General features: G+C 63.0%; 13 protein-coding genes. 8 read left to right on the top strand and 5 right to left on the bottom strand.

What is annotated here, in order from left to right:
• Positions 1-206 precede the first annotated feature (206 nt).
• Entirely contained in the window at positions 207-1,595 is a 1,389-nt protein-coding gene (lpdA, locus tag AC4FS3_RS00090) for a dihydrolipoyl dehydrogenase (protein WP_491018832.1), read from the top strand.
• 85 nt (positions 1,596-1,680) lie between these two features.
• Here the strand turns inward: lpdA and AC4FS3_RS00095 are convergent, their stop codons facing one another.
• The 4 genes from AC4FS3_RS00095 to AC4FS3_RS00110 all read right to left on the bottom strand — a co-directional run bounded on the left by AC4FS3_RS00095 (position 1,681) and on the right by AC4FS3_RS00110 (position 4,257).
• Positions 1,681-2,157, bottom strand: a complete 477-nt coding sequence (locus AC4FS3_RS00095; RefSeq protein WP_491018833.1) for a copper chaperone PCu(A)C — start codon at positions 2,155-2,157, stop codon at positions 1,681-1,683.
• A gap of 62 nt (positions 2,158-2,219) precedes the next feature.
• Positions 2,220-2,573 carry a hypothetical protein gene (locus AC4FS3_RS00100; protein ID WP_491018834.1) on the bottom strand — a complete coding sequence of 118 codons (354 nt, stop codon included), beginning with the start codon at positions 2,571-2,573 and terminating at the stop codon, positions 2,220-2,222.
• A 72-nt stretch (positions 2,574-2,645) separates the two neighbouring features.
• Complete coding sequence (locus AC4FS3_RS00105; RefSeq protein WP_491018835.1) at positions 2,646-3,473, bottom strand: sulfite exporter TauE/SafE family protein; 828 nt, start codon at positions 3,471-3,473, stop codon at positions 2,646-2,648.
• Positions 3,474-3,552: 79 nt separating this feature from the next.
• Positions 3,553-4,257, bottom strand: coding sequence for a fumarylacetoacetate hydrolase family protein (locus AC4FS3_RS00110; RefSeq protein WP_491018836.1), 705 nt, complete (start codon positions 4,255-4,257; stop codon positions 3,553-3,555).
• Between the two features lie 370 nt (positions 4,258-4,627).
• Between AC4FS3_RS00110 and AC4FS3_RS00115 the strand changes: the two genes are divergently transcribed.
• The 7 genes from AC4FS3_RS00115 (at position 4,628) to AC4FS3_RS00145 (ending at position 13,819) form a co-directional block, all read left to right on the top strand.
• Positions 4,628-6,841, top strand: coding sequence for an NADP-dependent isocitrate dehydrogenase (locus AC4FS3_RS00115; RefSeq protein ID WP_491018837.1), 2,214 nt, complete (start codon positions 4,628-4,630; stop codon positions 6,839-6,841).
• 644 nt (positions 6,842-7,485) lie between these two features.
• Positions 7,486-8,895: an FAD-binding oxidoreductase gene (locus AC4FS3_RS00120; RefSeq protein ID WP_491018838.1), complete on the top strand. Its 1,410-nt coding sequence runs from the start codon at positions 7,486-7,488 to the stop codon at positions 8,893-8,895.
• Positions 8,896-8,998: 103 nt separating this feature from the next.
• Entirely contained in the window at positions 8,999-9,817 is an 819-nt protein-coding gene (gene phnC / locus AC4FS3_RS00125; protein ID WP_491018839.1) for a phosphonate ABC transporter ATP-binding protein, read from the top strand.
• Between the two features lie 60 nt (positions 9,818-9,877).
• A complete protein-coding gene (gene phnD / locus AC4FS3_RS00130; protein ID WP_491018840.1) occupies positions 9,878-10,774 on the top strand; it encodes a phosphonate ABC transporter substrate-binding protein in 897 nt (298 codons plus the stop codon).
• A 116-nt stretch (positions 10,775-10,890) separates the two neighbouring features.
• The gene (phnE, locus tag AC4FS3_RS00135) at positions 10,891-11,757 is read left to right on the top strand and encodes a phosphonate ABC transporter, permease protein PhnE (protein WP_491018841.1); all 867 of its coding nucleotides are present in this window, start codon (positions 10,891-10,893) and stop codon (positions 11,755-11,757) included.
• A 9-nt stretch (positions 11,758-11,766) separates the two neighbouring features.
• Positions 11,767-13,104 carry a phosphonate ABC transporter, permease protein PhnE gene (gene phnE / locus AC4FS3_RS00140; RefSeq protein ID WP_491018842.1) on the top strand — a complete coding sequence of 446 codons (1,338 nt, stop codon included), beginning with the start codon at positions 11,767-11,769 and terminating at the stop codon, positions 13,102-13,104.
• A gap of 97 nt (positions 13,105-13,201) precedes the next feature.
• Entirely contained in the window at positions 13,202-13,819 is a 618-nt protein-coding gene (locus tag AC4FS3_RS00145; RefSeq protein WP_283176861.1) for an LbetaH domain-containing protein, read from the top strand.
• Here AC4FS3_RS00145 and phnF read toward each other — a convergent pair.
• Complete coding sequence (gene phnF, locus AC4FS3_RS00150; protein ID WP_283176860.1) at positions 13,816-14,532, bottom strand: phosphonate metabolism transcriptional regulator PhnF; 717 nt, start codon at positions 14,530-14,532, stop codon at positions 13,816-13,818. The two genes, AC4FS3_RS00145 and phnF, sit on opposite strands and share 4 nt — an antisense overlap.
• Between the last annotated feature and the right edge of the window lie 55 nt (positions 14,533-14,587).

The following is a 14,587-nucleotide window of genomic DNA, read 5'->3' on the forward strand; positions in this document are numbered from 1 at the left end:
AGTCGCCTCCCCGCCGTTCCTCTTTTTCTTCGGCAGCTCTGACCCGGTCTCGCTGATCGCCCTGCTGATCCAGATCCTGGCCTGACTTTCTCCGGCCCACAAATATCCCCGGGGTGCGCGCATCAATCGCGCCACCGGTTCAGGAAAACCGATGTTCGCCTGGGGCAGGCAGCCCCCGGCTCTCCGCCAGTACAAGGAAACCACCCATGGCAGATTTCGACGTTATCGTGATCGGCGGCGGCCCCGGCGGCTATGTGGCCGCGATCCATGCCGCGCAACTTGGCCTGAAAACCGCCTGTGTCGAAGGGCGTGAAACCCTTGGCGGCACCTGCCTGAACATCGGCTGCATTCCGTCGAAAGCGCTGCTGAATGCCACGCACCAGCTGCACGAAGTTCATGAGAACTTCGAGAAAATGGGCCTGATGGGGGCCAATCCCAAAGTCGACTGGGAACGGATGCTGCGCTACAAGGATGATGTGGTGACCGGCAATACGAAGGGGATCGAATTCCTCTTCAAAAAGAACAAGGTGACCTGGCTCAAGGGCTGGGGCTCAATCCCTGCCGCCGGTCAGGTCAAGGTCGGCGATGAAACGCATACCGCGAAAAACATCATCATCGCCACCGGCTCGGTGCCCTCGGTCCTGCCGGGCATCACCATCGACGAACAGGTCATTGTCACCTCGACCGGTGCGCTCGCGCTGCCGAAGATCCCGAAAAGCATGGTCGTGATCGGTGCAGGCGTCATCGGGCTGGAAATGGGCTCGGTCTATGCCCGTCTCGGCGCCGAAGTGACCGTTGTGGAATATCTCGACGCGATCACCCCTGGCATGGATGCCGAAGTTGCGAAAAGCTTCCAGAAGATCCTTACGAAACAAGGGTTCAAATTCGTGCTCGGCGCCGCCGTCCAGGTGGTGGAGCGCACGAAAAAAGGCGCGAAAGTTGCCTGGAAGCTGAAAAAAGACGATTCGGCGGGCGAGATCGAGGCCGATGTCGTCCTCGTCGCCACCGGGCGCAAACCCTTTACCGACGGGCTGGGCCTCGAGGCCATCGGCGTCGAGATCCTGCCGCGCGGCCAGATCAAGGTCGATGACCACTGGCAGACCTCGGTCCCGGGCATCTATGCCATTGGGGACGCGGTTCCCGGCCCGATGCTCGCCCATAAGGCCGAGGATGAGGGTATGGCGGTCGCCGAGGTTATCGCCGGCAAGGCGGGTCATGTGAATTACGGCGTGATCCCCGGCGTGGTCTATTCGACGCCCGAAGTCGCCAGCGTTGGCAAGACCGAAGAGCAGCTGAAAGAGGAAGGCCGCGCTTATAAAGTCGGCAAATTCCCCTTCATGGGCAATGCCCGCGCCAAGGCTGTGTTCCAGGCGGATGGTTTCGTCAAGCTGCTGGCCGATAAAGATACCGACCGCATTCTCGGCTGTCATATCATCGGGCCTGGTGCGGGCGATCTGATCCATGAGGTCTGTGTCGCGATGGAATTTGGCGCCTCGGCGCAGGATCTGGCGCTGACCTGCCACGCCCATCCGACCTATTCCGAAGCAGTGCGCGAAGCGGCGCTGGCCTGCGGTCTTGGCGCGATCCACGCCTGACCCCGCACTGCCCGCAGAAATAGCAAAGGGCGGGTGCATGGCACCCGCCCTTTCTCTTTTACCCGGGCCGATGCCTGGATCCCGGTCAGTGACCGCTATGATCCTCGGCCTCTTTCGGTTCGTCGATCGAGAATTCCACATCGATCCGGCCCGCCCGTTCAAAGACCAGGGTGCCGGGAACCATTTCGCCTTTTTTCAGGCTCTGCTTCAGACCCATGAACATGATGTGATAGCCGCCACGCTCCAGCGCGACGGTCTCGCCGGCAGGGATTTCCAGCACCGGCACATGGTTCATCGTGGTGACGCCATTCGCATCCAGCTCTGTCACATGCAGTTCGGACTTTTCGGCCAGATCACTTTCGATCCCGATCAGCCGGTCGGGTTCGGTCCCGGTATTGGTGATCTTGAGAAAGCCCCCCGCAGTTTTCGCCACAGCGGGCGGGGTCGGGATATAGGGATGGCCGATTTCAAGATCGCCGCCCTTGAAGCCATGTGCGAAAGCCGCACCCGAGACCACGCCCGAGATCATGAATGCAGCCAGAGCCGCGCTGAGAATTTTCATCGTTCTGTTCCGTTTTCCATCAGAGGGGTAACCGGCATCTGCCGGTGCAAAGACATCCGCTCTCAGATGGCAGGAGGGCCGCGCGCCTCGGGGATCGACCAGGCAAATGCCGCGCCAATGGGGGCCGGAGGCACCGGCTCCAGCGCCAGAACAAAGCGATAGGTGATTTCTGACAGACCCGCAGGCGGCTCGGGCACGGTGGCCGTATCGCTCAGCCGGCACAGCGGACAGTCACCCGGCGCGAAAATGCCATCGCCGCAAAGCTCGTTGAGATTGCCGCCCGCCATGATGAAATTGCGCATGGCGAGATCATCGCCCGCCGGCACCTTATGCGCATAGGCCGTTACCGTCATGGCAAGAACCATGAGGCAGGCGATCATCGCCCCGGTAAGCTTCTGGATAAGGTTCCGAGTCATCGGGCGGCAAGATGCCCGATCCGCAGGGGCCTGGCAATGCGGCAGCTTACCCCAGGGGGAAGGTTTCTGCCCTTACCAGCCAAGCGCCTTGCGCAGCATATTGGCCGCGACACAGATCAGGAAGACCGCGAAAATACGTTTCAGCGGCTTCGGGTCCATCGCATGGGCCAGTTTCACCCCATAGCTGGTGGTGACCATGGTGATGCCGATCACCACGGCGAAGGCCGGCAGGTTCACCGCGCCGAGCGTCAGCGGCGGGCGCGTGGCCGGGTCCAGCGGCATGAACAGAAACCCGATCACCGACGGCACCGCGATGGTGATGCCAAAGCCCGACGCCGTCGCCACAGCGCGGTGGATCGGCACGCCGTAAAGCGTCATCAGCGGCACGCCAAAAGATCCGCCGCCGATCCCCATCAGCACGGACAGAAAGCCCAGCACCGAGGATTGCACGGCCCGCACCGGCCCGGTCGGCATCATGTCGGCGATGCGCCAGCTTTGCCTGCCAAAGGCCATGTAAAGCCCCACGAGCATTCCCAGCACGCCGAAAATCGCCTGCAGCGCGTCTGATCGCATCTGGCTTGCTGCCAGCATTCCAAGGATCGCGCCGATCACAATCCCCGGCGCCCAGGTCTTCAGCACCTCCCAGTCGACGGCGCCCTTGCGGTTATGCGCCATGACGGAACGGATCGAGGTGAAGATGATCGTTGCGAGCGAGGTCGCAAGGCAGACCTGCATGACCTGCGGCCCGCCATAGCCAAGCGCGGTGAAGACATAGAAAAAGGCCGGCACCAGCACGATGCCGCCGCCAACGCCCAGAAGCCCGGCAATGATCCCGGCAAGCGCGCCGACCACGAACAAAAGCGCCACCAGCGGCAACAGGGTTGCAAGATCGGGGATCATGGGCGCCTCCTGATGAATATGCGCCCTGCATAGGTCAGTGCGCCCACAGAGAAAAGCCCGTGCAGGTCTTCGCACCGGATCAGGCGAGATGCAGCGTGAGATCCCCGATGCCATCGATATGGGCCACCAGCAGGTCACCGCGCCCCACCGCTCCGACGCCCGCAGGGGTGCCGGTCATGATGATATCGCCGGAGCGAAGGGTGAAGAACCGCGACAGTACCGCGATGATTTCCGGCACTTTCCAGATCATCTGGTTCAGATCGCCCTCCTGGCGGCGCTTGCCATTCACATCAAGCGTGATGGCGCCGGATACCGGGTGACCGATCTGGGCCACTGGCATCAGCGGTCCGCAAGGCGCGGAGTTTTCGAAGCTTTTCGCGATCTCCCAGGGGCGGCCGAGCTTTTTCGCCTCGGACTGGAGGTCGCGGCGCGTCATGTCGAGGCCGATGCCATAGCCCCAGACATGATCCGGCGCCGCGCTTTCAGGTATGTCCCGCCCCCCTTTGGATAGTGCCACCACCAGCTCGACCTCGTGATGCAGATCGCAGGTTGCAGCCGGGTAAGGCATCGTATCCTCGGTCAGGATGCTGTCCGCGCTTTTGAGAAAGAAGAATGGCGGCTCACGATCCGGGTCATGGCCCATCTCGACCGCATGGGCGGCATAATTGCGCCCGATGCAGAAAATGCGCCCGACCGGAAAGCGCGCATCCGTGCCCCGGACCGGCAGGCCCGGCTGCGGCGGGGGTGTGATCACCCAATGGGCGGTATCATGTGAATCGGGCATCCGGGCGGGCTCCTCACAGGTGTTTCACCCGTTTTCCGGCCCCGTCGGGATTTGCACAAGCCCCGCTGTGCCGCCAGTTGTGATCACATTCTGCCGGAAGGCCCGGGCTTGTTATGATAATCAGGCCCTGACGGGCCCTATTGGCCCCGCAAAACCGGCGAAAATACGGAAAAATCGGTCCTTGCTGCAGTTGCACAGTTGCACCGGCGGCAACTGTCGCCCAGAAGAGGCACAGAGTTGAATTGCCCCTCTCAGGGCAGCTCGGGCGCGGGGTCGTCAGGGCTGCACCAAAGGCACGGGGCCCCGGCATTGACCGCCCCATTCAGCCCCGGGCGGATGACGTGAATCGCTAACGGAGGATCAGCCGACCATGGCCGACAAGGGAATGCCCGCAATCGTTTACACCAAAGTGGATGAGGCACCGGAACTCGCCTCATACTCGCTGCTGCCGATCGTCCGGCGTTTTGCGAAAGCGGCCGGGATCTCGGTTGCGACCCGTGATATTTCGCTGGCGGGCCGCATCATCTCGGCCTTCCCGGAACGTCTGACCGCGGCGCAGAAACAGGCGGATGATCTTGCGGGTCTTGGCGAATGGGTGAAGACCCCCGAGGCCAATGTGATCAAGCTCCCGAACGTATCTGCCTCGGTGCCGCAGCTGGTGGCGGCGATCAGGGAACTGCAGGGCCAGGGCTACGCGCTGCCGGATTACCCGGCGGAACCGGCCACGGCCGAGGAAAAAGAGATCCGCGCGCGTTACGATGCGATCAAGGGCTCGGCCGTGAACCCGGTATTGCGCGAAGGCAATTCCGACCGCCGTGCCGCGAAAGCGGTCAAGAACTACGCGAAAGCGCATCCGCATTCGATGGGGAAATGGGCCAGCGACAGCAAAACGCGCGTGGCTGCGATGTCGGGCGGCGATTTCTTCTCCAACGAGACTTCGGTGACCCTGAGCGCGGCACAGGCCGGCCCCGTGAAGATCGAGCTGTCGGGCGCATCCGGCAAGGTCACCGTGCTGAAAGAGGGCGTCAGCCTGCCCGAAGGCACCGTGGTTGACGCGACCTTCATGTCGGCAAAGGCGCTGGATGCGTTTCTGGCGGATGAGATCGAAAAGACCAAAGCCGAAGGCATCCTGTTCTCGGTCCATCTGAAGGCCACGATGATGAAGGTCTCGGACCCGATTATCTTCGGCCATGTGGTGAAGGCCTGGCTGAAGCCGGTTTACGAGAAACACCCGGGCCTTGCGGATCTTGACGCGAATGGCGGGCTTGGCAGCCTGCTCGCGCAGATCAGGGCGCTGCCGGATGGCGAGGCGATCCTTGCCGATGTCGATGCCACGATGGCCGCGCGCCCGCCGCTTTACATGGTGAATTCAGACAAGGGCATCACCAACCTGCATGTGCCCTCGGATGTGATCATCGACGCTTCGATGCCGGCGCTTTTGCGTGCGGGCGGCAAGGGCTGGGGTCCGGATGGCAAAGAGGCAGACACGGTCTGCGTGATCCCGGATACGTCTTACGCCCCCGTCTATGATGAAAGCGTGAAATATTTCATCGAAACCGGCGCGCTGGATCCCGCGACCGCCGGCACGGTGCAGAATATCGGGCTGATGGCACAAAAGGCCGAGGAATATGGCTCGCACCCGACCACCTTCGAAATCCCCGAGGATGGCACCGTCCGCGTCATCGCGGCGAATGGCGATGTGCTGCACGAGCATAGGGTGGAAAAGGGCGATATCTGGCGCCTGTGTTCGACCCGCAAAGCCGCGATCCTCGACTGGGTGCAGCTGGCCATCGACCGCCAGCGGCTCGAAGGCTGCCAGGCGATCTTCTGGCTGGATGAGGCCCGCGCCCATGACCGGGAACTGCTGGCCTATGTCCGCCCGATCCTGAAGGATAAAGGCGTCGAGGCGAAATTCCAGGTTCTGGCACCGCGCGAGGCGACCCGGCTTTCGTTCGAGACCATCCGCGCGGGCAAAGATTCGATCGCGATCACCGGCAATGTGCTGCGTGACTACCTGACCGACCTCTTCCCGATCCTGGAACTGGGCACCTCGGCCAAGATGCTGTCCATCGTGAAACTGATGCAGGGCGGCGGCATGTTCGAGACCGGCGCCGGCGGCTCGGCCCCGAAACATGTCCAGCAGCTGATGGAGGAAAACCACCTCCGCTGGGACAGCCTCGGTGAATTCTGCGCGCTTGGCGAAAGCCTGAGCTTCCTTGCGGAAGCGACCGGCAATGAGAAGGCGCGCGTCCTTGGCGCAGCCGTGGATCAGGCAACCCAGGGCATCCTGGATCATGACCGCAGCCCGGGCCGCAAGGCCGGTCAGCCCGACAATCGCGACAGCCATTTCTGGTTCGCGCTTTATTGGGCCGATGCGCTGGCGAAACAGAATTCCGACGCCGAACTGGCTGCGGAATTCGCCCCCATCGCGAAAGCCCTGTCGGAAGGTGAGGCCACCATCATCGCCGAGCTGCGCGCTGATCGTGGCAAGCCGGTCGATCTTGGCGGCTATTATCATGGTGACGCCGCAAAAACCGCCGCTGTGATGCGCCCATCCAGGACGTTGAACGCAATCATCGACTGAGATCGCTGACGTCATCAGAAAACACCGCTGGCACCCCATCCGGGTGTCAGCGGTTTTCTTTTGCGCGCCGCCGACCGCCAGGGGCGGGGGTTGAAAATGAGATAGACTGACTTTACGCCCAGGAGGATCATCCGGGCGATTACTCTGCATTTTCAGCGCATTTCGTCATACACCCGCCTCAGCAAAGGGCGCGCGGCCAGGCCCTTATCCTGAAAACCACCGGCATCACATCGGCTGCCCGCTACAGGCTCCCGACCGGAGATTCCTTGCTGATCCGGAACCGGCCACACGCGGTATCAGAGCGGCCCCCGACTTCACGCGTTGCCTGGTGGCGGCTTGGTCGGTAGCTGAATGGGGCTTTCGTCCTTCGGGAGGCAAAGAAATTTTCCGAACGAAGGCCCCGTCACCGGCGGTGAGACCGACGTGGCGCTAAACGTCGTGAAACAGGCGACCTGCGGCACGGGCGCGGCGGCAATGGCCTGCCGCGCGACAGTTTGACCACCGAACCCCCTGCCGCTGCGGCCTTCCTGGCCGGCACTACCGATGGCGCTGCCTCATACCGGCTTCCTGATCCTCTGATCTTGCTTGATCCCGGTGGCGGCGGCGCGCAGATACTCCCCTGACGGAAATCAGGAGAAAGCCGGATGGACAGGGTGCTGACGGAATTGCAGGCCGCGATCGGCGCGGCCTATGTGCTGACCGGCGACGACATGCGCAAATATGCCGATGACTGGATGGGCCATTACCACGGCACGCCCGTCGCGGTGCTGCGACCTGGCTCGACCGCCGAAGTGGCGGCCTGCCTGCGCGCGGCGGCAGAGGCCGGGGTAAGCGTGGTCCCGATCGGCGGCAATACCGGCCTTGTCGGCGGCACGATGGCTGTGGGCGGCGTGATGATCAGCCTTGACCGGATGAACCGCATCCGCGAGCTGCGCGCGGGCGCGCGCCTCGTGATCGCCGAAGCGGGCGTTATCCTGCAAAAGATCCATGAAGCCGCCGAGGCCGAAGGGCTTTACTTCCCGCTCTGGTTCGGCGCGCGCGGCTCGGCGATGCTTGGCGGCGCGCTGTCGACCAATGCAGGCGGCTCGAACGTGCTGCGTTATGGCTCCACGCGCGGGCTTTGTCTCGGGATTGAGGTGGTGCTGGCTGATGGCCGGGTGCTGAACCTGATGAGCGAGCTGCATAAAGACAATTCCGGCTATGATCTGAAACAGCTGTTCATCGGCGCCGAAGGCACTCTGGGCATCATCACGGCCGCGGTGATGAAGCTGGTCCCGGCGCCCCGCGCCCATGCCACCGCAGTTGTGGCGGCAGACAGCCTGCCAAAGGCACTTGGCCTGCTCAATCGGATGCAGGAAGCGACCGGCGGTCGCGTCGAGGCCTTTGAACTGATGCCCGAGGATTACTCGCGCCAACTGACGAAAATACGCCCCGATCTTGGCCAGCCCTTCGCGACCATCCCGCCGGTGACGCTGCTGATCGAGGCCGCGACGACATCCGCCGAAGAGGCCGATCCAGGCCCGGATGGCCAGGTGCCACTGGTCGCAAAGCTGGAATCTGTCCTGGGCGCGATGCTCGAAGAGGGGCTGATCGAAGACGCCATCATTGCTCAATCCGAGGCACAGCGCATGGCAATCTGGGCCCGGCGCGAGGCCGCTGCCGAAATCTGTCACGGCATCCACCCGTTTGTGGATACCGATATCTGCCTGCCGGTGGACCGGGTGGACATGTTCCTGACCGGCATCTCGGCCCGGCTTGAAGCGATCTCGCCCGGCGCGGGAACGATCACGGTCGGGCATCTGGGCGACGGCAATCAGCATTTCTCGGTCTATCCGGCAACAGAGGGCCATGAGGATCAGGTGATGAACTGCATCGAGGATATGGTCGCAGAACTTGGCGGTTCTTTCTCGGCCGAACATGGAATCGGTCTGTCGAAACTGGCCTCGATGCGGCGCAGAAAGGATCCGGTGGCGCTGGATGTCATGCGGGCGGTGAAATCGGCACTCGACCCTTCCGGGCTGATGAACCCCGGCAAGGTCATTCCCTCAAGGTAAAGCGGGACCAGGCCCGCCGCCGTTACGCAAGTTTCACATCGGAGAGACCCCGATGTCACAAAAGCCCAATAGGTCCGCCTGAGGAAATCACAGGCGGACCCTCATGCTGGAAGTAAAATCCGTTACCCGGATGTTTGGCCAGAAAGCGGCCGTGGACAATGTCAGTTTCCGCATCGACGGCCCGGGTTTTGTGGGCATCATCGGGCGGTCGGGGGCGGGTAAATCCACCTTCCTCAGGATGATGAACCGCCTGCTGGACGCGTCTTCAGGCGAGATCCTCGTCGATGGCCGCAATGTGCTGGCGCTGAAGGGCCGCGACGCCCGCGCCTGGCAAAGCCAATGCGCGATGATCTTCCAGCAGTTCAATCTGGTGCCGCGCATGGATGTGGCCTCGAATGTGCTGCATGGCATTCTGAACCGCCGCTCGTCTTTGCAGACCTTGTTCAACATCTGGTCGCGCACCGACATTCTGAAAGCGCTGGAAATCCTCGACCGGCTCGGGATCCAGGAACAGGCCCCGAAACGCGCCGAAGCTCTGTCCGGCGGCCAGCAGCAGCGCGTCGCGATTGCCCGTGCGCTGATGCAGGACCCGAAGATCATCCTCGCCGACGAGCCCATCGCCTCGCTCGACCCGATGAACGCCCAGGTCGTGATGGACACGCTGAAAGCGATCAATCTCGAAGACGGCCGCATGGTGATCGCCAATCTCCACACGCTCGACACCGCGCGCCGTTACTGTGACCGCGTGATCGGGATGCGCGATGGCCGCGTGGTGTTCGACGGCACGCCTGACCAGCTTTCGACCGGCGTGGCGCGTGACATCTACGGCGCCGATGAGTCGTTCAACGAGGCTGCGACCTCGACCGCGATCCCGACCGACACCGGCGCAGACCGCTCTTACGCCGATACGCTGATGTCGTAACCCATTCCCCGGACGCGCCCGCGTGCCGGGGTTTTTCTTTCCCCCTCCATGGAGAAGACCATGAAAAAGATCGCACTGGCTCTGGCCGTGACCACCGCCCTGACCGGCATGGCCCAGGCACAGGAAATCAAACAGTTCAACCTCGGCATCCTCGGCGGCGAGAACGCCCAGGACCGCATGACCTCGAACGAGTGCTACCGCGCTGCCATCGAAGAAGCGCTTGGCGTTCCGGTCAAGGTCTTCACCCCCGCCGATTATGATGGCGTGATCCAGGGCCTGCTCGGCGGCACCATCGACCTCGCCTGGATGGGCGCGAGCGGTTATGCCAAAGCCTATATCACCGACCCGGACTCGGTTGAGGCGGTTCTGACCAAGCAAAACATGGACGGATCGACCGGCTATTATTCGATCGCCTTCGCTCGCACCGATTCCGGCATCAAGACGCTCGAAGACGCCAAAGGCAAGAAATTCGCCTTTGCCGAGCCGAATTCGACCTCGGGCTACCTGGTTCCCGGCGCTGAAATGGTCGCGAAATTCGGCCCGCTGGACCAGTATTTCTCGGAAGTCCGTTTCTCGGGCGGTCATGAGCAATCCATCGTCGGCGTCGCCAATGGTGATTTCGACGCCGCTGTCGCCTGGGCCGACGGCCTTGGCGAATGGGAAGACGGCTACAATTCGGGCGCCTTCCGCAAATCGGCTGATGCCGGCCTCGTCAATATGAACGACATCCAGGAAATCTGGCGCTCGGCCCTGATCCCGGAAGGCCCGATGGTCCTCCGCAAGGCGCTGCCGCAGGATGTGAAGGACAAGGTCATCAAGCTGACCGCCGACCTGCATGAAACCAATAAGGAATGCGCTTACGGCGTCGCCGCCGGCGAGGCCAAAGACTTCGTGCCGGTCACCCATGAGGCCTATATCGGCATCGTCGAGGCCCGCAAACTGCAAGACAGCCAGTAATCTAACCAGACCCAAAGCCGGGCCTTCGCGCAATCCGAAGGCCCGGCCTCTTTTTATGTGGGGGCATCATGGTCGATATCGCTTACGGACCAGGACCAGACCGAAAACCAGGTGCCATGCCACCTGCCACGCCACCTGGCACCAGCGAGGCCTATCTCGACATGGTGCGCCGCCGCCGCCTCTATAGCGGCATCATCCTGGCGCTGTTTGTCGCGCTGATGATCGCGGGCTTCCGGCTTGCCGAAAGCCGCAATGCGGGCGGTTTCATCAACGGGCTGCCACAGATCTTCGCTTTCCCCTCCGAAGTGATTTCCGAGGCCTGGGACAGACGCGCAAACATCCCCGGCCTCTTCCTGCAATTCCTGCCGTCTTTGATGGAGACGGTGAATATCGCCGCCGTCTCGACCCTGATCGGCGGCTTTACGGCTGCTTTGCTGGCCCTTCTGGCAACCCGCGGCCTTGCCCGCTGGCCGCGCCTGACGCCGGTCTTTCGCCGCATGATGGACCTCACGCGCTCCATCCCCGAGATCGTGATCGCCCTGATGCTGATCTTCATCCTCGGCGGCGGCCCGGTGCCGGCGATGATCGCGATCAGCCTGCATACGGCGGGCGCGCTTGGAAAACTCTTCTCCGAAGTCGCTGAAAACGCCGACGTAAAACCGGTCGAGGGCCTGACATCTGTCGGCGCCGGCTGGCTGCAGCGGATGTGGCTGGGCGTTATCCCCCAGGTTGCGCCGAACTGGCTGTCCTACCTGATGCTCAGGTTCGAGATCAATGTCCGCGCCTCGGCGATCCTCGGCTTCGTCGGTTCGGGCGGCATCGGCTATGACCTGAAACTCGCCATGCAATGGGGCGCGGGCAAATACGACCAGGTGGTCGCGATTTTCCTTCTGTTGTTCCTCACCATCGTGCTGATCGACCAGGTCACCGATTTTTACCGCACCCGCCTCGTCCGGGGCGCGGTCCAGAAGACAAGGGTCTGAGCCATGACCATGAGCCTGAACGCCCCGCCCGGAACCGCCCCCTCCGCCGACGCCCTGATCGCGAGCTTCCGAAAACGCGCCCGGATGTCTTTCCTGGTGCCAGGCGTGATCCTCGCCTATCTGACCTGGATCTTCTTTGCCTTCGACATCCCGGGCATCGCCGCGCGGGCCAAGACCGACAATGCCGCCGTGCTGCTGACCGATTTCTGGGCGCATAAGACCCATGTGACCCGTGACAATCGCAGTGGCGCCCTGACAATCTCGAAGGATGGCGAGAACCGCGGTGCCTACCCGCCCGGCCTGCTGCCGGACTGGGTTACCGTCACTGATGGCGTCACCACAATCGACCTCGGCTCCGGCAATATCGTCACCTATGACAGCCTCGGCGCGCGCTACGTCGTCCCGGATTACGGCACCATCGACATCAGGCCCTCGGATGACGGCCAGAGCCTGATCCTCGACGCGCCCGAGCCACTGCCTTCCTGGATCAACGCCTCAGACCGGCTGATCACCGTCACCACCCCTGCAGGCCGCTTCAACTATTCCCGCTCCAAGGTCGAGACCTTCCGCTACCAGGCCGGCTGGGCCCTGTTTTTCTTCACCGCCGACAGCCCCTTCTTCCAGAAATCCCCCTGGGAGCTCGCGTCGCTCGCCTTTTCAGCTGAGCGTGTCGACCCTGCCCGCTCCAATCTCAGCTATATGGCGTCCGAGTTCTGGACCAACAAAATGTGGCACCATGGCGAGGTCGCCTGGGCGCTGTTCGAGACCCTGCTTATGGCCTTCATCGGCACCTTTCTCGCAGCACTCGTGGCCCTGCCGCTGGCCTTCATGGCGGCGCGGAACTTCAACCCGCTGGGGCCGCTGCGCTTTGTGATGCGCCGGGTTTTCGATTTCATCCGCGGCGTCGATGCGCTGATCTGGACCATCGTGCTGGCCCGCGCCTTCGGCCCCGGCCCGATGACCGGCGCATTGGCGATCCTGATCACCGATACCGGCACTTTCGGCAAACTCTACTCCGAAGCCCTCGAAAACATCGACGAAAAGCAGGTCGAGGGCGTTCGCTCCACCGGCGCCACCACGCTGCAACGCGCCCGCTTCGGTGTGCTGCCCCAGGTCACGCCGGTCCTGATGTCGCAAGTGCTCTACCTTTTTGAGTCGAACACCCGCTCCGCCACCGTCATCGGTGCCATCACCGGCGGCGGCATCGGCCTCCTGCTCACGCAAGCCATCATCACCCAGAAAGACTGGGAGGATGTCGCCTATTACATGATCCTGATCGTCCTCATGGTCATGGCACTCGACAGCCTCTCGGGCTGGATCCGCCGCAAACTGATCAAGGGGGCGTAAAGCGCGCGCCCTGCCCCTTTCATCTGTCCTTAAATATCCCCGCCGGAGGCTCCCATGTCAGCCACCCGGCGGACCCTTGACCTGAAAGCCCCGGAAAATGCCCCGCCTCTCGCCGACTGCGCCCTTCCTCCACCCCAACACCCATATCGCCAATTCTACCTTCGGCGCTTACTGCGAGGTCGGCGAAGGCACCCGCGTGCTGAACTCAAACTTCGGCGATTACGCCTATGCCGAACGCCTCTCCGACATCGCCAATACCACGGTTGGCAAATTCGCCAATATTGCCGCCCTCACGCGGATCGGGCCGACCGACCACCCCTTCGCCCATGCCGCGCAACATCACTTCCTCTATCGCTCTTCCTGGTATTTCGACGATGCCGAAGACGATCCCGCCTTTTTCCAGGCCCGCGCCGCGCGGCGCACCGTGCTTGGCCCCGATTGCTGGATCGGCCATGGCGCAATCATCAAACCCGATGTGACGATCGGCACCGGCGCCATCGTCGCCTCTGGCGCAGTGGTCACCAAAGACGTCCCCGCCTTCGCCATCGTCGGCGGCAGCCCGGCCAGGCTGATCCGGATGCGCTTTTCCGACAGCGTGATCGAACGGCTGCTCACCCTGGCCTGGTGGGATTGGGATCACAGCCGCCTGCGCGCGGTGCTCGCGGATTTCCGCAGCCTCCGGGCCGAGGCATTTCTTGAGAAATACGAGGCCTAACCCGCCTCCGGTGTCACGGTCAGCGTCACCCTCTCGCCGGCAAACCAGGTGGTGCCGAACTCGACCGGCACCCCTTCGCCGTCCACATTGACAGAAGTCGTGCGCAGAACCGGCGCGCCTTCGGGGATCTGCAGCGCCAGCGCCACCATGGTGCTGGCGGCCCTGGCCGAGAGCCGCGTCGAGGCGCGGGTATAATCTGCCACCCCCACCGCCGCTAACGCGCGCGTGATCGAACTTTCGCCTTCAAAAGCCGCCGCAAGACCGGGCAGGCGCGCCGCCGGAAAGACCGAACGAAACACCGCCAGCGGTTGTCCGTCGGCCGAGGAAAGCCCCTCGACCACCAGCACCGGCTCTGCCGTCACCAGCCCAAGCGCCTGCGCCTCTTTCGCATCCGAGGGCCGCGTCTCGCGCCGCGTTAGCTGTTTCGATGGCAGGCGCCCGCCCGATTCCATCGCCTGATGGAACCGCACCCGCCGCCCGAGCGGGTAATCCGTGGGCCGCCCCAGCACGAATACCCCGGCGCCGCGCCGCGCATGAACAAGGCCGCGTTCCGCCAGATCCGCCAGTGCATGGCGCACGGTATGGCGGTTGACGCCAAACCGGACCGACAGTTCCGCTTCGCTCGGCAACCGCGCGCCGATGGGGAAATGGCCCCGAGCGACCTCGGCCGCCAGCGTCCCGGCAATCCCCTTCCACAAAGCCGTGCGCGCCATTCCCTGCCCCCGTTACCGAAGTTTCGCAAAATATTCGCATTGACGTCACCTGTCG

This window comes from Pseudogemmobacter sp. TB195 (genome assembly GCF_058313095.1).